This is a genomic window from Microtetraspora sp. NBRC 16547 (genome assembly GCF_030268965.1).
Taxonomy (GTDB): domain Bacteria; phylum Actinomycetota; class Actinomycetes; order Streptosporangiales; family Streptosporangiaceae; genus Microtetraspora.
Map to the genome: position 1 here is coordinate 95,520 of NZ_BSSE01000013.1, position 19,264 is coordinate 114,783.

A 19,264-nucleotide genomic window follows, 5' to 3' on the forward strand; every position below is an offset into this window, starting at 1 on the left:
TGCATCGCACCACATCGGATCAGCCCGGACAAGACCCACATCCCGCCCCACATCCCGCTCCACATCGCGCCCCACATCCCGCTCCACATCGCGCCCCACATCGCGCCCCACGTCACGACGGGGACCGCGACGCTTGCCCTCCCGTCACGCGGGCAGTCATCCGTATACGCACGGCGATGAGTCGGCTCCTGCCGTAACGGGGGGCGGGGCGAGACATGGAAACGGAGTTGCAGGAACGCGAGCGGACGTTCTTCGGGCATCCGCGCGGCCTGGCCACGCTGTTCGGCACCGAGATGTGGGAGCGGTTCAGCTACTACGGCATGCGGGCGATCCTCGTGCTGTTCCTCACCGCTCCCCCGGTGCGCGGCGGGATGGGACTGCCCAGCGTGACCGCGGTCGGCGTCTACAGCGTCTACATCGCCTCGGTCTATCTGCTCGCCCTGGCGGGCGGGTGGATCGCCGACCGGGTCCTCGGCCCGCGCCGGGCCGTGCTGTACGGCGGGATCGTCATCATGGCGGGGCACATCAGCATGGCCGTCCCGGCGGGTGGCGGGTTCGTGTGGCTGGGCCTCACCCTGATCGCGCTGGGCAGCGGCCTGATGAAGCCGAACATCTCGGCCATCGTCGGCGACCTCTACCGGTACGAGGACGACGCCCGCCGCGACTCCGGCTACTCGGTGTTCTACATGGGCGTCAACGTGGGGGCGTTCGCCGGGATCCAGTTCGTCCCCTGGCTGCAGCGAGGCGACCGCTGGCATCTCGCGTTCGGCGCGGCGGCGGTGGGCATGGCCTTCGGGCTCCTGCAGTACGTGCTGGGCAAGCGGCATCTGAAGGGGGCGGGCGAGTACCCCGAGCACCGGCTGACCCCGGAGGAGCGCGTCCGGTTCACGCGCGTCGCCGTGCCCGCGGGCCTCGCGGCGGGTGCGGCGCTGGCTCTGTGGGCGGCCAGCGGGACGCTCACCCTCGACCGGTTCACCATCGTGCTGACGGTCCTGTCCGCGGCGGTCCCCGCGGCGTACTTCGCCTTCCTGTTCACCGGCTCCCACGAGATCACCCCGAAGGAGAAGACCCGGCTGACCGCGTACGTGTGGCTGTTCGTCGCGGCCGCGGTCTTCTGGATGATCTACGACCAGGCGGGTGGGGCACTCACGCTGTTCGCCCAGGAGCGGACCGACCTGAACATCCTCGGCTTCGACGTGCCGCCCGGCTGGGTGTCCAACGTCAACTCCGTCGTGATCATCATCCTGGCGCCGGTATTCGCGGAGATCTGGATCAAGGCGGGCGACCGGATCGGCACGCCGCTCAAGTTCGCGGTCGCCCTCGTCCTGATCGGCCTGAGCTTCGTGGTGATGGCCGCCGCCGCGCTCGCCGCGTCCGGCGGCGACAAGGTGTCGATCATGTGGCTGGTCTCGGTGTACCTCGTGCAGACGATCGGCGAGTTGTTCCTCAGCCCGGTCGGCCTGTCCGTCACCAACAAGCTCGCCCCGCACGCGTTCGTGAACCAGATGATGGGGGTCTGGTTCCTCGCCGTCGCCCTGGGCGACTCGCTCGGCGGCCAGGCGTACCGGCTCACCACGGTGATATCGATGCCGATGTACTTCCTGACCTTGGCGATCATCGCCGTGGCGGCGGGTGTGGTCATGCTGGTGTCCACGAGGAGACTCACCCGCCTTATGGGAGACTGAGCAGCCGTGACCCCCGTGCTCGACCTCGCCGGCATCTTCGTCTTCGCTCTGTCAGGCGCGCTGGAAGGCGTGCGCAAACGGCTCGACGTGGTGGGCATGGTGGTGCTGGCGTTCTTCACCGCCGTCGGCGGCGGAATCATGCGCGACCTGTTCATCGGCGTGCAGCCGGCCGCCTTCCGCGACACGGGGTACCTCCTCGTGCCGATCGCGGCCACCGTCATCGCCTTCTTCTGGCACCCCCAGGTCGAGCGGGCCATGCCCGGGGTGCTGGTCTTCGACGCGGCGGGCCTCGGCCTGTTCTGCGCGGTCGGCACCACCAAGGCGCTGCACGCCGGTCTGGCCCCGCCGCACGCCGTGCTCCTCGGCGTCTGCACCGCGGTGGGCGGCGGCGTCATCCGCGACGTCCTGTCCGGCGAGATGCCGACCCTGCTCTACGACCGCCAGCTCTACGCCCTCCCGGCGATGCTCGGCTCGACCGCGATGGCGACCATGTACGCGCTGGGCGTGCGCGGGTTCGTCGCCACCCTGTCCTCGGCCGTGCTCGCCTTCACCTTCCGCATGCTCGCCATGCGGTACGGCTGGCGCGCGCCCCTCGCCAGGGGCATCAGAGGGTCGGTGTGAGCGGCTCCGCCGGGCGGTAGCCGTACGAGCCGGTCCCGGCGGCGATGCGGTGGACCGCGTCGACGAGGACCTCGGGCGGCTGGGTGAACGGGATCCTGACGTACCTTTCGAGCGTCCCGTCGACGCCGAACCAGGGGCCGGGGGCGATCCGCACGCCCCGGGCCGCCGCCGCGTCGGCGAGCGGGGTCGCGACGGGCGCGCCGAGCCTGACCCACAGCGAGCCGCCTCCCGGGGGCGGCGTGAAGGACCACGAGGGCAGCTCCGCGCGCAGCGCCTCGACGAGCGCCGCCCGCGAGGCGCGCAGTGAGCGGCACCGGTCGGCGCGGCTCTCCTTCAGCCGGTCGAAGAGGTGGGTCACCACGAGCTGCTCGAAGACCGCGCCCGCGATGTCCACCGACGCCCGGGACAGGGCGAGCCGCCGGACCAGCGCGGCGGTGGCCCGGATCCAGCCGACGCGCAGGCCGCCCCACCAGAGCTTGGACGCCGAGCCGACGCTGATCACCCGGCCGTCGGTGTCGAAGGACGCCAGCGGCGCCCGTCGCCCGACGTCGTCGAGCGCCAGCTCGGTCCAGGTCTCGTCGTTGAGCACGATCGTGTCGTGACGGCGGGCGGCGGCCACCAGCGCGGCCCGGTCCGCGTCGCCCATGAGGTGCCCGGTGGGGTTCTGGAAGTCCGGGATCACGTACGCGAGACGGGCGGCGGACTGCCGCAGCGCGCCCGCGAGCAGGTCCAGGTGCCAGCCGTCCTCCTGGATGCCGACCGGGACCAGACGGGCGCCGCGCAGCCGCGCGACGTCGATCGCGTGCGGGAAGGTGGGCGACTCCACCAGCACCGGGTCCCCCGGGCCGACGAGCAGCGTCATGACGAGGTGGATGGCGTGCTGGGCTCCCGCGGTGACCATGATCTGCTCCGGCCGGGTGGCCAGGCCGCGCTCGCAGTACCTCCGGGCGATGGCCTCCCTCAGCGGCGCGACTCCGACGGGGTCGTATCCCATGCCCAGCGCGTACCGGTGGTAGGCCTGGCCGGCCGCGGCGATGGCGTCGCCGAGGTACGGCGTCGCGGGCGGCGCGGCGCAGTGCAGCGGGATCCGCCCGGCGTCGTCGGGGGCGATCCAGGGGCCCTCCGTGCCGAGCGCGGCGGGATCGGGCAGCGCGATCCAGCTCCCCGCCCCCTGGCGGCTCTCCAGGTAGCCCTGCTCCCTCAGCCGGTCGTAGGCGGTGGTGACCGTCGTGCGGCTGACGCCCAGCTCCTCCGCGAGGTGCCGTTCGGCGGGCAGCCGCACGCGTACGGCGAGCCGGCCGTCCAGGATCAGCGCCCGCACGGACTCCGCGAGGGCCTTGTAGTACGGCCGGGCGTCCGCCGGGACCTCGACGATCCTGGCCAGTTGGCGCGCACTAAGGTATCGCTCCATAAGGCCAATTGTCCCGATTGGCCCTTTATTTGCAAGCGAGTGGCCCGGAACATGGAAGCCACTATGAGCGAAATCTCACTGCCCCGCGCCGGCTCCCTGCCCTCCCGGCTCCTGCGCCTCTACGTCGGCCTGGCCGGTTACGGCTTCGGCATCGGCCTGCTGGTCCACTCCGGGCTCGGTCTCGACCCCTGGGAGGTCTTCCACCAGGGCATGGCCTTCCGGACCGGCTGGTCGATGGGTCTGTGCATCAATCTCGTCGGCGCCCTCGTACTGCTGCTGTGGATCCCGCTGCGCCAGCGTCCCGGACTCGGCACGATCAGCAACGTCCTGGTGGTCGGCACCTGCGCCGACGCCACCCTGGCGCTGGTCACCGCGCCGACCTTCTGGGCCGTGAAGTGGGCCTTCCTCCTCGGCGGCATCGTCTGCATCGCCGCCGCTTCCGGCCTCTACATCGGCGCGGGGTTCGGCGCCGGCCCGCGGGACGGCCTGATGACCGGGCTGCACCGCCTCGGCCTGTCGCTCCGCGCGGCCAGGACCCTGGTGGAGCTGACCGCCCTCGCCGTGGGCTGGCTGCTCGGCGGCACCGTGGGCGTCGGCACGATCGTCTTCGCCCTCACGATCGGGCCCACGACGCAGTTCTTCATGAAGGCTCTGCGCGCCGTACCCGCCCGCACGTATTAGCGTCATCGGCATGCGGATCGAGGACTACGCCCTCATCGGAGACATGCAATCTGCCGCCCTCGTCGGCCGGGACGGCTCGATCGACTGGCTCTGCCTCCCCAGATTCGACGCCCCCGCCTGCCTGGCCGCCCTGCTCGGGGACGCGTCCAACGGCTCCTGGAGGCTGGCGCCGGCGGACGGCGGAGGGGACGGCGGAGCGGGACGACGCACCGCCCTGGCCACGCGGCGGGCCTACCGGGACGAGACGCTGATCCTGGAGACCGTGTGGGAGACGCCCACGGGCTCGGTGAGGGTGACCGACTTCATGCCTCCCCGGCAGTCCAACCCCGATCTGGTCCGGATCGTGGAGGGCCTGTCCGGCACCGTCGAGATGAGCACCGAGATCCGCATCCGGTTCGACTACGGCCGGATCGTGCCGTGGGTGCGTCGCGTGGACGGCCATGTGCTGGCCGTCGGCGGCCCCGACTCGGTGTGGCTGCGCTCTCCCGTCCCGTTGAAGGGCGGCGACTACAAGCATGCCGCCGCCTTCACCGTCTCGGCCGGGGACCGGCTGCCGTTCGTGTTCACCTGGCAGCCCTCGCACGAGGGCGCGCCCGAGCTGATCGACCCGTTCGAACAGCTCGCGGAGACCGAGCAGTTCTGGAAGGAATGGGTCTCCGAGTGCACCTACCAGGGCCGCTGGCGGGAGGCCGTGGTCCGCTCGCTGATCACCTTGAAGGCCCTGACGTACGCACCGACCGGCGGGATCGTCGCCGCGCCCACGACCTCGCTGCCCGAGGACTTCGGCGGGCTGCGCAACTGGGACTACCGCTTCTGCTGGTTGCGCGACGCCGCGATGACCCTCGACGCCCTCATCGGGTCGGGATACCTGGAGGAGGCCCGCGCCTGGCGCGAGTGGCTGCTGCGCGCCATCGCCGGCCGCCCCGAGGACATACAGATCATGTACGGCGTGGCCGGCGAACGGCGGCTGCCCGAGCTGACCCTCGGCTGGCTCCCGGGCTACGAGGGCTCCGCCCCGGCCCGCATCGGCAACGGCGCGGCCAACCAGCTCCAGCTCGACGTCTACGGCGAGGTCGTCAACTGTCTGTACGTCGCGCGCCGGGAGGGGCTGCCGCCCAGCAACCACGCCTGGTCCCTGGTCCGCAGGATGATGGACTTCCTGGAGTCGGGCTGGAAGCTGCCGGACGAGGGCCTGTGGGAGATCCGCGGTCCCCGGCGGCACTTCGTCCACTCCAAGGTCATGGCGTGGGTGGCCGCCGACCGGTGCGTCCGGGTGGTCCACGAGCTGAGGCGAACCGGGCCGGTGGAGCGCTGGACCGCCCTGCGCGACCGCATCCACGCCGAGGTGTGCGAGAAGGGCTTCGACGCCGAGCGCGGCACCTTCACCCAGTCGTACGGTTCCCGCGAGCTGGACGCCTCCCTGCTGATGATCCCGCTCGTCGGTTTCCTGCCCCCCGAGGACCCCCGGGTGCCCTCCACGATCGAGGCGATCGAGCGGGAGCTGGTGGAGGACGGGCTGGTGATGCGCTACCCCGTCGCCGAGGACAACGCCGTCGACGGCCTTCCCGGCCGCGAGGGAGCGTTCCTGGCGTGCAGCTTCTGGCTGGCCGAGGCCAGGGCGATGGTCGGCCGCAGGAAAGAGGCCATCGAGCTGTTCGAACGGCTGCTGTCACTGCGCAACGACGTCGGCCTGCTCGCCGAGGAGTACGACCCGCGCTACGGCCGGCTCGCCGGCAACTTCCCGCAGGCGTTCAGCCACGTGCCGCTGATCCACACCGCGCAGACGCTCAGCGTCTGATCCCTACGGCAGGGCCCGGCCCGCGATCCGCGCGAGGAGCCGGGCGAACTCCGGCGGAGGCGCGATGACGAGGCGGGTCTGCCCGTCCTGGGTGACCACGTCGGCCTGGATGCGGGTCAGCCGCCATCCGTGCCCGGCTTCGATGTGCCACCAGTAGACGTGGGGGCTGAGCCCGTCGCGCCGCTCGTCGTACTCCCGCTGGGCGAAGATCCGCAGCCGCTCGATCGCGCGTACCACGCCGATCCCGTCCACGGGGTGCAGGGCGACCACGCCCGGGTGCGGCAGCGCGACGAGCATGCCGTCGTCCGGGACCGGGACGTACCGCTCCAGGCTGCGCAGGTGCGCCGCCGCGCTGGGCGCGGACAGCAGCCCCGCCCGCACGCCGCCGAGGTCGATCCGCGACACCGTGGGCCGCTCGTCGGCCAGGGCGTTCGCCACCGCCACGTCGAGCGCCTCGGCCGGGGGGATGGGCCAGCAGAACGCCTCCTCCGGGCGGACCGGCCGGGCCCCTATGGTGAGCACCTCGATCAGGTCGGCGCTGAGGTGGCGGCCGATGATCCTGGAGGGGTCGGGGATCGCGGGGTCGTCGGCGGCGCGCACGCGGGTGCGCAGCAGCGGCCGGATCGGCGCGAGGTTGCACGCGTCGAATGGCTCCCCCGAAACAGCGTGGGCGAGGTGCTCGGAGACCAGCATCGGCCAGTCCTCGCGGGACCGGCGGGCGGCCTCGCGCCGCAGCCCGACGAGGTTGACCACGCGGACCTGGCCCGGCCGGGCGTCCTGGCCGTCGCCGAGCGGCGGGGATCCCATCGTCAGGGACGCGCCGTCCGGGGCGAACGAGCACGTGAAGCCCATGGTCTCGGCGACCAGGGCGAGCAGGGAGTCGAGGTCGACATCCTCGACGGATCTCGCTGCGGGAAGGTCAGGCCGCTTCCGGCCACGAAGTCGCCGCAAGAGTCCCAAAGCACCATCCCTCCGCCGCTGCCAGGAAATTTCCGGGCGGGATTTAGGGTGCCCCTTCAGGATCGCGGAAGAGGCCGGTCATGGAACACGATTGCGTATCGATAACCCCATCCGCCTCCATCCACAGACTGAACTGTGGTGAGCCGTGGCCGACGGGGAGTCCGGCGACGATCGGCACGCCCAGCGGGGCCAGCCGGTCGGTCAGCACGGCCAGCACGTCGTCGGGGTCCCCGCAGCCCACCCAGGAGCCGAGCGCGAACCCGGCCGCGCCGTCGAGGCTGCCCGCCTGCAGGAGCTGGGTGAGCATCCGGTCGATCCGGTACGGCTGCTCGCCCACGTCTTCGAGGAGCACGATGTGCCCGTCCGCGCGGAAGCCGTACGGGGTACCGCAGAGAGCGGCGAGCAGGCTGAGGTTGCCGCCACCGACCGGGCCTTCGGCGCGGCCGGGGACGAGGACCCGGTCCCCGCGGATCGGGCCGGCCGACCCGCCCTCGAACAGCGCCGCCCGCAGGCGGGACAGCGTCTCCGGCTCCGGCCCCTCGGGGGCGCCGAGCAGGGAGCACGCGGGCATCGGGCCGAAAAGGGTCGCGACGCCCAACTCCCTGGCGAACGCGCGATGCAGCGCGGTGATGTCGCTCGACCCGAGCAGGATCTTGGGCCCGGCCGCGCGCATCGCGTCCCAGTCGAGCGGTTCGAGCAGCCGGGTGGCGCCGTATCCGCCCCGGGCGCAGATCACCGCGGACACCGCCGGATCGCACCACGCCGCCTGCAGGTCGACGACGCGGGCGGAGTCGGGACCGGCGAGGAACCTCTCCCTGCCGAGCACCCGCGAGCCGACGATCACATCGAGGCCGAGCCCCTTGAGGACCTCCTTGCCGCGTTCCAACCGCGCGGGATCGACCGGACCGGAGGGGGCGACGACGGCTACGGTGTCGCCCGGACGCAATCGGCGCGGAAACAGGCGCGGAAACTCAACCACGGCACGACTCGGTGTGGATGCGTTCGTTCACCTCGCAAAGGCTGTCAGACTAGCCGTACCTATGCGACCTCCGACACACATCTTGGTTGTCAACGGCGTCAAGGTCCGCCGTCCCGTGTTCGTGCTCGCCGCCCCGCATTCCGGCGCGGAGTTCCTGGCCCGCGCCTTGAAACGTTCCCCCGGCTTCCACGTGACGATGGGCCGGGCCGCGGTCACTCGCGTCACCTACGCGTTCGCCCGCAGGCCGTCGATCGCCCGCAGCGGCGGGGCGCCGAGCGTGATCAGGGACGCCCTGGCGGAGGCGTGGCGGATCGGCCCGGACGCCTGCGCCGACTGCCCGGCCGCCTGCCGGGACGCGGGTGCCATCGTCGGGACCGGTCCATGCGTGCGCGCGGCCACGCTGACGAGGTTCGGCGACGCGGGGCCCGACCTGCTCTACAGCGCGCCGATCCTGCTCCAGGCGTTCCCCGACGCCAGGTTCGTCCAGATCATCAGGGACGGCCGCGACGTGGTCGCCGACATGCTGGCCGACCCCGCCTGTATGGCCTGGTTCCGTCCCCACATGCTCAGCGAGGACGCGGAGTTCCCCAATCCCTTCCTCGGGGTGAACTCGGCCGAGCACCGCGACCGCTGGCAGGAGATGCCCGCCGCGGGCAAGTGCGCGCTGCGCTGGCGCTGCGCCGTACGGCTCAGCGCGACGCTCCGCAGGGAACTGCCCCGCGAGCAGCTGCTGACGCTCCGCTACGAGGACATGCTGGCCGACCCGGGCGAGGCCGTCGAGAGAACGTCGGAGTTCCTCGGTGCCGCGCTCTCCTCCGTCGCGCTGTACGGCGCGGCGCCCGCCCTGGCCGGCGCCTGGCGCGCGAAGCTGTCGGCCACCGACCTCGCGCTGGTGGAGAAGGTGGCCCGGGAGGAGCTCACGCGTCTGGGCTACCGGTGAACTGGGTCCGGTAGAGCTCGGCGTAGGCGCCGTTCCGCGCGAGCAGCTCGTCGTGGCCGCCGCGCTCCACGACCTGGCCGTCCTGGATCACCAGGATCGTGTCGGCCTCCCTGATCGTGGAGAGCCGGTGGGCGATCACCAGGGAGGTCCGCCCGGCCAGCGCGATCTTCAGGGCCTGCTGCACGGCCGCCTCGGACTCGGAGTCGAGATGGGCGGTGGCCTCGTCGAGCACGACGACGTCGGGGGCCTTGAGCAGCAGCCGGGCCAGCGCGACCCGCTGCTTCTCCCCGCCGGAGAGCCGGTATCCGCGGTCGCCGACGACCGTGTCCAGCCCCTCGGGCAGCGCGCCGACGAGGTCGGCGATCTGGGCCGCACGCAGCGCCTCCCAGATCTCCTCGTCGGTCGCCTCGGGGCGGGCGTAGCGCAGGTTGTTGCCGATCGTGTCGTGGAACAGGTGGGAGTCCTGCATGACGACGCCGACCGTGTTCCTGATGCTGTCCATGGTGGCGTCCCTGACGTCGAGCCCGTTGAGGCGGACGGCGCCCTCGTTCGCGTCGTACAGGCGGGAGACCAGCGACGTGAGGGTGGTCTTGCCCGCACCGGAGTGGCCGACCAAGGCGACCAGCTCACCCGGCCGCGCGGTGAACGTCACCCCCTTGAGCACCGGCTGCGAGGGGCCGGTGTCCGGCCGGGCGACCGATTCGAGCGAGGCCAGCGACACCTCGGACGCCGCGGGGTAGCGGAAGTGGACGTCGTCGAACTCGATCGTCACCGGTCCGCCGGGGACCGGCCGGGCGTCGGGAGCCTCCGCGACCATGGGCTTCAGGTCGAGCACCTCGAAGACCCGGTCGAAGCTGACCAGCGCGGTCATCACGTCCACATGCACGTTCGACAGGCTGGTGAGCGGGCCGTACAGGCGCATCAGCAGGGCGGCGAGGGCGACCAGCGTGCCGAGCTCGAAGACGCCGTTCACCGCCAGGCTGCCGCCGAGGCCGTAGACGAGCGCGGTGGCGAGCGCGGCGACCAGGCCGAGCGCGATCCGGAAGACCGCGCCGTACATCGCCACGATCACGCCCACGTCGCGCACCCGGCCGGCCCTGGCGGCGAAGTGGACGGCCTCGTCGTCGGGCCTGCCGTACAGCTTGGCGACCATGGCGCCGGCGACGTTGAAGCGCTCGGTCATCATCGAGCTCATCTCCGCGTCGAGCTGCATCTGCTCGCGGGTGAGCGCCGACATCCGCCGCCCGACCCATTTCGCGGGGAAGATGAAGATCGGCAGCAGGACCAGGGCGACCAGGGTGATCTGCCAGGACAGCACGAGCATGGCGCCGAGCACCACGACCAGGCTGACGACGTTGGAGACCACGGACGACAGGGTGCTCGTGAGCGCCCGCTGGGCGCCGATGACGTCGCTGTTCAGCCGGGACACCAGCGCGCCGGTCTGCGCCCGCATGAAGAACGCCACGGGCATGCGCTGGACGTGGTCGAAGACCTCCGTGCGGAGGTTGTAGATCAAGCCCTCGCCGATGCGCGCGGAGAACCACCGCTGGACCAGGCCGAGTCCGGCGTCCAGCACCGCGAGCGCCGCGATGGCGACGGCCAGCCAGAGCACGACGTCGACGCGCCTGGGGACGATGCCGTCGTCGATGACCGACTTCATCAGCAGCGGGTTGGCGACCACGATCAGGGCGCCGACCACCACCATGGCGAGGAAGCCGGCGATCTGGCCCTTGAACGGGCGGGCGTACCCCGCGATGCGCCGGACCGTGCCCGGCGCGAGCCGCTCCTTGGTCACCGAGCTGTCACGTCGCAGAGACCGCATCACCTGGGGGCCGTAACCCCCGCCCATCATCGCCACGCTCACCCTCCCGCTTGTGAAGCACCGGGAGGATACCCCCCGATTCCGGCGTCAGCTGGAGGCGAACAAGGCGCGGATGCGGGCCACCTGTTCGGCGCGCTCGGCGGCGGCCTGCTCCTCGAGGGTCCGGCCGGGAGCCCCCTGAAGCAGCCGCTTGGTCGCCGTCGCGGCGTCTCGGTTCGTGCCGAGAAGCGCGGCCGCGAGGTCGCGTACGGCCTGCGGCAGCTCCCCGCCCGGAACCACCAGCTCGGCCAGGCCGAGCCGGGACGCCTCCTGAGCGCCGATGGTGCGGGCGGTCAGGCAGATCTCGATGGCCCGGGACACGCCGACGATGTCGACGAGCGGCTTGGTGCCGGTGAGATCGGGAACCAGCCCGAGGGCCGGCTCCTTCATGCAGAACTTGACGTCCTCCGCGACGATCCGCAGATCGCAGGAGAGCGCCAGCTGGAACCCGGCGCCGATCGCGTGGCCCTGGACGGCCGCGATGGAGACGATGTCGGGCCGGCGGAGCCACAGGAACCCGCGCTGGGCCTCGGCGACCGCCTGTTCGAAGGCCGTGTCGTCGAGCGCGGCGACCGTGCCGAACGATCCCTGCCCGGGCACCCCTTCGGGAGTGAACATGCGCAGGTCGATGCCCGCTGAGAAGGACGGCCCCTCACCACGGACCACGACCACCCGTACCTGAGCCGGGAGGTTCTCCCCGATCCGGGTCAGTGCCGACCACGTGGCGAACGTCTGGGCGTTGCGCCGTTCCGGCCGGTCCAGGGTGATGGTCGCGATCTCGCCGTCCACCTCAAAGCGCAGTCCGATCTCCGCGAGCTCACCCGCCGAGATCGCCTCCGTGCTCCCCCCAAGTGTCGCGTCCGCCATCCTCAGCTCCTGCATCCGGTCGAGTCGTCTCCGCGGTCCCGCCAGAGCCTACCGAATATCGTTCTGATGGCTCCTGGCGAGACCGCCCGGAATGCGGGAACAGGCGACTGCGGCCGCGCGCCCGCGAGGCGGATCCCTAGCGCTTGGACTTCCCGCGGGTCGCCCCACCGCGCCCGCGCAGAGCCACACCGGACTCGCTCAGGATGCGGTGGATGAACCCGTAGGACCGGCCGGTCGAAGCGGCCAGCGCGCGGATGCTCTCACCCGCGGCGTACCGCTTCTTGAGATCGCTGGCCAGCTTTTCACGGTCGGCCCCGGTCACCCGGGTGCCCTTCTTCAGAGTCTCGGCCACGAGTACCTCCTGTAGTGCCAGACTTCCGCAGCGTTACTCACGCCATGATCAGTCATTTCGGCGGGATCGGCTACCTACTCAGCGGGAAAAGATCCCTACCCGCTCAAATTAAGATCAGGCGAGGGCCACAAGATCGGAAAATTCGTCGCTCCACGCGTCCTCGACCCCATCCGGCAAGAGGATCACCCGGTCGGGCTGAAGTGCGTCGACGGCGCCCTCGTCGTGAGTGACGAGCACGATCGCGCCGGCGTACGAGCGCAGCGCCGACAGGACCTGCTCCCGCGAGGCCGGATCGAGGTTGTTGGTGGGCTCGTCGAGCAGCAGCACGTTGGCGCTCGACAGCACCAGCGTCGCCAGGGCGAGCCGCGTCTTCTCCCCGCCGGAGAGCACGCCCGCGGGCTTGTCCACGTCGTCCCCGCTGAACAGGAACGAGCCGAGCACCTTGCGCAGGTCGACGTCGGCGAGGTCGGGGCCCGCGGAGCGCATGTTCTCCAGGACCGTGCGGTCCGGGTCGAGGGTCTCGTGCTCCTGGGCGTAGTAGCCCAGCTTGAGGCCGTGGCCGGGCCGGACCTCGCCGGTGTCGGGCTCCTCCAGGCCGCCGAGCAGGCGCAGCAGCGTGGTCTTGCCCGCTCCGTTGAGGCCCAGGATGACCACGCGGGAACCCCGGTCCACGGCGGCGTCCACGTCGGTGAAGACCTCCAGCGAGCCGTACGCCTTCGACAGCCCGGCGGCGGTCAGCGGGGTCTTGCCGCAGGGCGCGGGCTCGGGGAAGCGGAGCTTCGCGACCCGGTCGCTGCGCCGCTCGCCCTCCACGCCGGCCAGCATGCGCCGGGCGCGGCGCTCCATGTCCTGCGCGGCCTTGGCCTTGGTGGCCTTGGCCCGCATCCGATCGGCCTGGGAGAGCAGCGCCGAGGCCTGCTTCTCGGCGTTGGCCCGCTCGCGCTTACGGCGCTTCTCGTCGGTCTCCCGCTGGGTGAGGTACGCCTTCCAGCCGACGTTGTAGGTGTCGATCACGCAGCGGTTGGCGTCGAGGTACAGAACGCGGTTTACCGTCGCTTCAAGAAGGCTGACGTCATGGCTGATGATCACCAAGCCGCCCTGGTGGGATCGTAAAAAATCACGAAGCCACCCGATCGAGTCCGCATCGAGGTGGTTTGTCGGCTCGTCAAGCAGGAGAGTCTCTGCTCCGCTGAAGAGGATCCGGGCCAGCTCGACGCGGCGGCGCTGGCCTCCGGAGAGCGTTTCCAGGGGCTGGGTGAGCACCCGGTCGGGCAGCCCGAGGCTGGAGGCGATCGACGCCGCCTCCGACTCCGCGGCGTAGCCCCCGAGGACGTGCAGGCGGTCCTCCAGCCGGCCGTACGCGCGGACCGCCCGGTCGCGGGTGCGCGAGTCGTCGGCGGACATGCCCAGCTCGGCGGCGCGCAGCTCGCGCAGCACCTCGTCGAGGCCGCGGGCGGACAGGATCCGGTCGCGGGCGAGGATGCTCAGGTCGCCTGACCGCGGGTCCTGCGGCAGGTAGCCGACGCTGCCGGTGGCGGTCACGGAGCCGGTGGCGGGGATGCCCTCGCCCGCGAGCACCCTCGTCAGCGTGGTCTTTCCCGCGCCGTTGCGGCCGACGAGGCCGACCTTGTCGCCGGGGTTCACGCGGAACGAGGCGCCCTCGATGAGCAGCCGGGATCCGGCGCGCAGCTCGACGTCAGTAGCAATGATCATGATTAGGGGAACATCCCAGTGTGATGGGGTCAGGACCGGCGCGTGGTCGCACGGATGGCCGGCGAGTGCGAAAGCGGATCCGCGCGAACTCGGGGAGACGATCAATCGGGAGCGCGCATACCGCCCAGTGTACGGCCTGTCCACCGGTCGCCTCCGGTCGCAAGGTCACGACGCCCGAATTGCCGCGCGTCTCGCGAGGATGCCGGCCTGTACCGGTTCAGTCGAGAACGCGCACGCGGACCGCGCGGAACAGCCCCGGCGTCTCACGCAGCACGGCCAGCCGGGGGTCGGGGACCGTGAGGAACGGCGCGCGTTCCAGGGCGAGGAGCGGCGCCAGCCGCCGGTCCTCGCGCACGCCGTCGATCGCGCGCCGGTCGCCGCCGAGCAGGACCGCCTCCAGCTCCGCGGCGTACGGCAGCAGCACCCGCGCGGCGACGTCGGCGGCCGCCTCCAGCGCCTCGCTCGACTGCTTCTCCCTGCGCCGGGCGAAGCGCTGCTGGGACCAGCCTCCCGCCGCGCTGCGGCCGTGGACCTGCCGGGAGCCGACCTTGGAGGCCACCAGGCGCTCTCCGTCGAACACGCCCGCCGCGTAGCCGCCGAGCCGTACCAGCAGCACGCCCACCAGCCGGTCGCGTCGCGCGTGCGCGGCGAGCGCCGCCACCGGGTCGCCGCCCTCCGCGTGGGATGCGAGGGGCGGGCCGTGGCGATCACCGGGAGGGACGGCGAGGGGCGGGAAGGGCACGTGGCATTCGGCCACCGCGCCGTCGGCGGCGGTCAGCCGTACGAGATCGGGGGCGGCCGTCGCCTCGACGGCCCCGTGCCGGGCCGCGAAGCCGTCGATCCAGCGCTCGACGCGCTCGGGGGCGACCGCCACCCATCTGCCCCCGCCCGCGGCCGGTCGTGCCGTCATGGGACCCGAGGCTATCCTGCCCGCCGCTCACTGACGGGAGGCGCCCGCGTCCTTGTCCGCCTCCTTGTCCGCGTCCTTGTCCGCGTCCTGGCCCGCGAAGGGCAGCGAGAACGGCGAGGGGCCGGAGCTTCCTTCGACCGGGATCACGACCGACAGCGAGGTGCCCTGCCCCACCGGACTCGCGATGTCCATCCTGCCGCCGATCGCCTCGACGCGGTCGCGCAGCCCGACCAGTCCCGAGCCCCGCTCCGGGTCGGCCCCGCCGCGCCCGTCGTCCCGGATCAGAAGGTGGACGGCCCTGGCGTCGGCCCACAGCGAGACGCGCGCTTCGGAGGCGCACGCGTGCTTGGCGACGTTGCTCAACGCCTCCGAGACCACGAAGTAGACGGCAACCTCCACGACTTCTGGCAGCCGCCGGTCGAGCCCCACCTCGAGTTCGACGGGGACCGCCGAGCGACGGGCGAGCATCTTCAGCGCGGGCATGAGACCGCCCTTCGACAGGATCGCCGGGTGGATGCCACGGGACAGCTCCCGCAGGTCTTCCAGCACTTCCGTCAGCCCCTGGGCGGTCTGCGACAGCCGCCCTCTGACCTCCCCCGGTACGTCGGCCTCCGCAGCGCGCAGCGCCAGGCCGAGGGAGACCAGCCGCTGCTGGGCCCCGTCGTGAAGATTGCGCTCGATGAGACGCCTGGACTCGTCGGCCGCGGCGACCACCCGGGCGCGGGAGGCGGCGAGGTCGGCCCGTGCCTGGGCGTTCGATATCGCCGTGGCGACGAGTGCGGTGAAGGCGAGCATGCGTTCCTCGGCGCCGTCGAACTCCTTCTTCGGATCCGTGGCGAAGGCGATCACGATTCCCCACAGGCGCGCCTCCACGAGGATGGGGCAGCCGACAGACAGGACGATCCCTTCACCGCGCGCCCATTCGGCGACAGGTCCGGTGGCCCGGTCGTAGCCCGTCATGCGCGCCGGCTGCCTCAAGCGCCACACCCGGCCGGAGACGCCGGGCTGATCGAGCGGCCAGCGCAAGCCGATGATCTTCTTCGAGTCGAGGTCGTCCAGGGCGCTCCAGGCGCCCACCACCGTCGCGTGGCTGGGCTCGAACCGGCCCACCACGACGCGGTCGGCCTTCAGGATGAGCCCCATCTCACAGGCGACCGCGTTGAACAGCTCCGTCGGCGAGGTGCCGCGCGCGACCAGCGTCGCCACCCGGCGCAGCGCCGCCTGCTCCTCGGCGATCCTGCGGTTCTCGTCCCGGCTCGCCTCCAGGGCGATCTCGACGGCTTCCCGATCATGCGCCACCTGGAGCAGCGCCTCGATCGAGGCGACCATCCGGTCGGAGAGGCGGCGCCGTACGTCCTCTGTCAGGTCGGTGGGATAGGTGAGCGTGGCGACCCGCTCGCCGTCCGCGCGCAGCGGTAGGGCCCTCCGGCCCTCTCCGGGGACGGCTGTGCCGCGTTCGAGCACCAGCCCCGGCAACCGGAGGCCGCGTGCCAGGCGGCGCGAGACGACGGGCAATGCCGCGCCCGGATCCTCGCTGGCCAGCAACAAATGGGCCAGGTCGGCCGCGAGGGCCGCCTCCCGCCGGCGTTCGTCGGCCTCGATGGCCCGCGAGCGCGCCAGCGCCGCGATCACGCAGGAAGCCGTGTTGACGGAAACGAAGACCAGCATGTGCAGCCAGACCCAATTCTCCGTGAACCCGAAGCTTCCGTAGGGCGGGAGGTTGAAGACGTTGAAGGCGAGGCCGCTGACGAGCACCATCGCCAACCCCAGCCACAGCCCCCACAGGTACGAGGCCACCAGGACACCGAGCAGGTACACCACGGCCAGGGCCCTGCTGCCCGTGTAGAACTCCAGCGCCAGCGACAGAACGGTCTCCGCCGCGACGAAGACGACGGCGAAGAGAATCCCCAAGGCGAGCGGCGGGCGTATCGGGTGCTGCAAGAGCGACGAAAGTCGCGCGCACATAACCGTCAATGTACTCGCGTGTCACGAAAGAGATGGGCGAAGGATCTTTTTTGAACGCATCCCTCTCTAGAATTGGCAGGATATTTATCGAAATAGCGCATAGCCTACCGATTACCGCCATCACGGCGGTCAATTCTGCGCCGAATCATGGGCGGAGATGCCGTTCGACTGTTTCGATCAAGGCGATGCCCTGCGGACCCGCGAGCGCTTCAGCCGACTACCCGATCATGCTCCGGCCTGAGCGCCGGGCTGGTCGTGCGCGTCCGCGCCGTCCTGGACTTCTTCGACCCGCGTCGGCGCGGTGGTTCCGCTTTGCCCGCCTTCTCGCCGGTCTTTGTCGCCGGCCTTCCGGAGGATGTCACGGATCGCCTGCCCAGACAGATCCGACTTCGACAGGAACGCGATGGCCGGGCTGTTCACGATCAGCTCGAGGAGGTCCTTCTCGGAGTACGTCGAGACGAGGATGACGCTCGGGGCGTCCGCGACCCCGTTCAGCCGCACGGCCACGTCGAAGCCGCTCTCCGCGCCCAGCTCGACGTCCACCAGCGCGAGGTCGGGACGGAACTCGTCGACTCTCCGGACCGCGTCGGCGGCGGTGGAGGCCACTCCGACGACGTCGATGCCCTCCCGTTGCAGCAGTCCGCGAGCGGTCACCTTGAAGTGATCGCTGTCATCGACGATGACGCACCGGACGGCCATGACTCCAGAGTCGCAGACAGACTCCGCCAGGACATTGCAGTTAACCGGAAACCTCTTGAGGCCGGATCCACGCGCCGTGAGGTGCCGATCATCCGGGTGGAGGCGAGAGACCGGGCGTCACAAGGCGCTGTGATCCGCGACACGCCCGGACACAGGCGTCGGACCTGCGGTGATATATCCCCGCAGAACAGTGGTGAAAATGTCGGTGAACTTCGCTTCCCGTCACTCCTGTCACGGGTAAAGGGGCAGCACAATTCAACCGTGTCGGTCCCCCTTCCCTTCGCGGCGCCGCTCGCCCAGACCGCCCCGGACACCGCCGCGTCCGGCCCCTCCGCCGCTGACCCGCAGGTCACCGGCCACGCCTCACCGGTGCCCAGATACATCTCCTCCGCCCACCCTCCCGCCGATGCGGCGCCGCCGGTTCACAACGCTTCCGACGCCCCCTCGCCGGTGCGTCCCGGCCACGCGCCCGCCCCGGTCTTCCTCCCGATCGTGGACCTCGACACCGGCGGCGTCGTCGCCGTCGAGGTGGCGGCGGGCGACGCCGCCGGGCCCGCGCCGTCCGACGTCTCCGGGACGGTGCGGGGCCTGTACGCCGCGTCCCGGGCGGCCGCGCTCCTTCCGCTCATGCTGCCGATCCCGGCCCGCGCGGTGATCGGCGGGTCCGGCGGCCTCGCCCCGCTGCACGAGGCGGTGCGCGCGTCCGGCCGGAGGCCGCGCGAGCTGATCCTCGTGATCGAGGGGGACGTCCCGCCCGCGGACCGGCGCGCCCTCCTCGTCGGGATCGATGGCCTGCGCGCCACCGGATATCTCGTGGCCTTCGGCGGGATCGGCAGCGCGCACCTGCCGCTCGACCTGCTCGCCGACGCGTCGCCGTACGTGATCGTGCTGGCCCGCGACCTCGTGGACCGGGTGCCGCGCGACCCGCGCAGGAGCGCGCTCGCCGAGTCGCTCGTGGGGGTGGCGCGCGCCCTCGGCACGCACGTGCTCGCCCCGGGCCTGCGGGACGAGGCGCAGCTCGCCGCCGCGCGCGGCTGGGGCATCCGGCTGGCCCAGGGCCCGCTGCTCGCGCCGATCGACTGGAAGCCGTCCGGCGGCCGGGTCCAGGTGCACGTCCCGCTGCCCGTCCCGGACACCACGCCGGTGACCGCGCTGCTCGGGCCGCGCGTCCAGGAGCTGCTGCTGCCCGCGGTGACGCTGTCCTCCGACGCGACCGCCGAGGACGTGATCGCGGCGTTCGGCTCCGAGCCGTCGATCACCAGCGTCATCCTGGTGGACGAGTACCAGCGCCCGGTCGGCAGCGCCGACCGGAGCCGCTTCCTGCTCTTCATGGCCGGTGCGTACGGCCATGCGCTGCACGCCAAGAAGCCGGCCAGGCGCCTGGCGGACGCGACCAGGACCGTCCCCAGGACCACGCCCGCGATCGCCGCCATGCAGCTCGCGGGCCGGGACGCGTCCCGCGTCTACGACGACCTGGTGGTGGTCGACGAGGTGGGCCGCTGCATGGGCATCGTCCGCGTCGGCGACCTGATCCGCAACGTCGCGAACCTTCCGACCTCCCGCTGACCACGTCGCCGCCGCGGATCGGGATATCCCGGTCTCACACCACTGCCGTCGGCTGCCGGCCGGATGGGCCCACGGTGGGGTGCACCTTTCGCTCGACCAGACCGTTGCGCTCCAACATGCGCTGCCCGGACCCGCTCCGCCAGGCCGCTGTCAGGTCGTGCAAATCCCGCGCGATCCGGAGCCGTTCCTCCCCGGCCGCTCGTGATGGGGCCGGACGCCTTGATCGCTCCGTTAGGGTGTTTGCATCCTTTGGCGG

The 19,264-nt window shown here is 71.6% G+C and carries 16 protein-coding genes; 6 read left to right on the forward strand and 10 right to left on the reverse strand.

Going from position 1 to position 19,264, the window contains the following annotated elements; all coding sequences use genetic code 11:
• The first annotated feature begins 215 nt into the window (after positions 1-215).
• Both QSK17_RS19020 and QSK17_RS19025 read left to right on the forward strand, forming a co-directional pair.
• Positions 216-1,685 carry a peptide MFS transporter gene (locus QSK17_RS19020; RefSeq protein WP_285706218.1) on the forward strand — a complete coding sequence of 490 codons (1,470 nt, stop codon included), beginning with the start codon at positions 216-218 and terminating at the stop codon, positions 1,683-1,685.
• A 6-nt stretch (positions 1,686-1,691) separates the two neighbouring features.
• Positions 1,692-2,306 carry a trimeric intracellular cation channel family protein gene (locus QSK17_RS19025; protein ID WP_285706219.1) on the forward strand — a complete coding sequence of 205 codons (615 nt, stop codon included), beginning with the start codon at positions 1,692-1,694 and terminating at the stop codon, positions 2,304-2,306.
• On the opposite strand, the gene yczR is transcribed toward QSK17_RS19025, so the two are convergent.
• On the reverse strand, positions 2,290-3,717 hold the full coding sequence (yczR, locus tag QSK17_RS19030; protein ID WP_285706220.1) for a MocR-like transcription factor YczR: 1,428 nt from the start codon (positions 3,715-3,717) through the stop codon (positions 2,290-2,292). The genes QSK17_RS19025 and yczR overlap by 17 nt on opposite strands.
• A gap of 63 nt (positions 3,718-3,780) precedes the next feature.
• On the opposite strand from yczR, the gene yczE reads away from it, so the two are divergent.
• Positions 3,781-4,398: a membrane protein YczE gene (gene yczE, locus QSK17_RS19035; RefSeq protein ID WP_285706221.1), complete on the forward strand. Its 618-nt coding sequence runs from the start codon at positions 3,781-3,783 to the stop codon at positions 4,396-4,398.
• A 10-nt stretch (positions 4,399-4,408) separates the two neighbouring features.
• A complete protein-coding gene (locus QSK17_RS19040) occupies positions 4,409-6,196 on the forward strand; it encodes a glycoside hydrolase family 15 protein (protein ID WP_285706223.1) in 1,788 nt (595 codons plus the stop codon).
• Positions 6,197-6,199: 3 nt separating this feature from the next.
• Here QSK17_RS19040 and QSK17_RS19045 read toward each other — a convergent pair whose 3' ends face one another.
• Positions 6,200-7,147 (reverse strand): hypothetical protein, encoded by a 948-nt coding sequence (locus QSK17_RS19045; RefSeq protein WP_285706224.1) that lies wholly within the window; start codon positions 7,145-7,147, stop codon positions 6,200-6,202.
• 52 nt (positions 7,148-7,199) lie between these two features.
• Positions 7,200-8,135: a S66 peptidase family protein gene (locus tag QSK17_RS19050; protein WP_285706226.1), complete on the reverse strand. Its 936-nt coding sequence runs from the start codon at positions 8,133-8,135 to the stop codon at positions 7,200-7,202.
• 61 nt (positions 8,136-8,196) lie between these two features.
• Between QSK17_RS19050 and QSK17_RS19055 the strand changes: the two genes are divergently transcribed.
• Positions 8,197-9,075: a sulfotransferase family protein gene (locus QSK17_RS19055; protein ID WP_285706228.1), complete on the forward strand. Its 879-nt coding sequence runs from the start codon at positions 8,197-8,199 to the stop codon at positions 9,073-9,075.
• On the opposite strand, the gene QSK17_RS19060 is transcribed toward QSK17_RS19055, so the two are convergent.
• From QSK17_RS19060 to QSK17_RS19090, 7 genes are all read right to left on the reverse strand, one after another.
• Positions 9,053-10,933: an ABC transporter ATP-binding protein gene (locus QSK17_RS19060; RefSeq protein WP_285706328.1), complete on the reverse strand. Its 1,881-nt coding sequence runs from the start codon at positions 10,931-10,933 to the stop codon at positions 9,053-9,055. The two genes, QSK17_RS19055 and QSK17_RS19060, sit on opposite strands and share 23 nt — an antisense overlap.
• A gap of 51 nt (positions 10,934-10,984) precedes the next feature.
• On the reverse strand, positions 10,985-11,803 hold the full coding sequence (locus tag QSK17_RS19065) for an enoyl-CoA hydratase/isomerase family protein (protein ID WP_285706229.1): 819 nt from the start codon (positions 11,801-11,803) through the stop codon (positions 10,985-10,987).
• A gap of 136 nt (positions 11,804-11,939) precedes the next feature.
• On the reverse strand, positions 11,940-12,155 hold the full coding sequence (locus QSK17_RS19070) for a helix-turn-helix domain-containing protein (protein WP_061255603.1): 216 nt from the start codon (positions 12,153-12,155) through the stop codon (positions 11,940-11,942).
• 114 nt (positions 12,156-12,269) lie between these two features.
• Positions 12,270-13,868 (reverse strand): ABC-F family ATP-binding cassette domain-containing protein, encoded by a 1,599-nt coding sequence (locus tag QSK17_RS19075; protein WP_285706230.1) that lies wholly within the window; start codon positions 13,866-13,868, stop codon positions 12,270-12,272.
• A gap of 217 nt (positions 13,869-14,085) precedes the next feature.
• On the reverse strand, positions 14,086-14,778 hold the full coding sequence (locus QSK17_RS19080) for an acVLRF1 family peptidyl-tRNA hydrolase (RefSeq protein ID WP_285706231.1): 693 nt from the start codon (positions 14,776-14,778) through the stop codon (positions 14,086-14,088).
• 27 nt (positions 14,779-14,805) lie between these two features.
• On the reverse strand, positions 14,806-16,743 hold the full coding sequence (locus tag QSK17_RS19085; protein ID WP_285706232.1) for a sensor histidine kinase: 1,938 nt from the start codon (positions 16,741-16,743) through the stop codon (positions 14,806-14,808).
• A 225-nt stretch (positions 16,744-16,968) separates the two neighbouring features.
• Positions 16,969-17,442 (reverse strand): ANTAR domain-containing response regulator, encoded by a 474-nt coding sequence (locus tag QSK17_RS19090; RefSeq protein ID WP_285706233.1) that lies wholly within the window; start codon positions 17,440-17,442, stop codon positions 16,969-16,971.
• A 261-nt stretch (positions 17,443-17,703) separates the two neighbouring features.
• Between QSK17_RS19090 and QSK17_RS19095 the strand changes: the two genes are divergently transcribed.
• Positions 17,704-19,008 carry an EAL domain-containing protein gene (locus QSK17_RS19095; protein WP_285706234.1) on the forward strand — a complete coding sequence of 435 codons (1,305 nt, stop codon included), beginning with the start codon at positions 17,704-17,706 and terminating at the stop codon, positions 19,006-19,008.
• Positions 19,009-19,264: the final 256 nt, after the last annotated feature.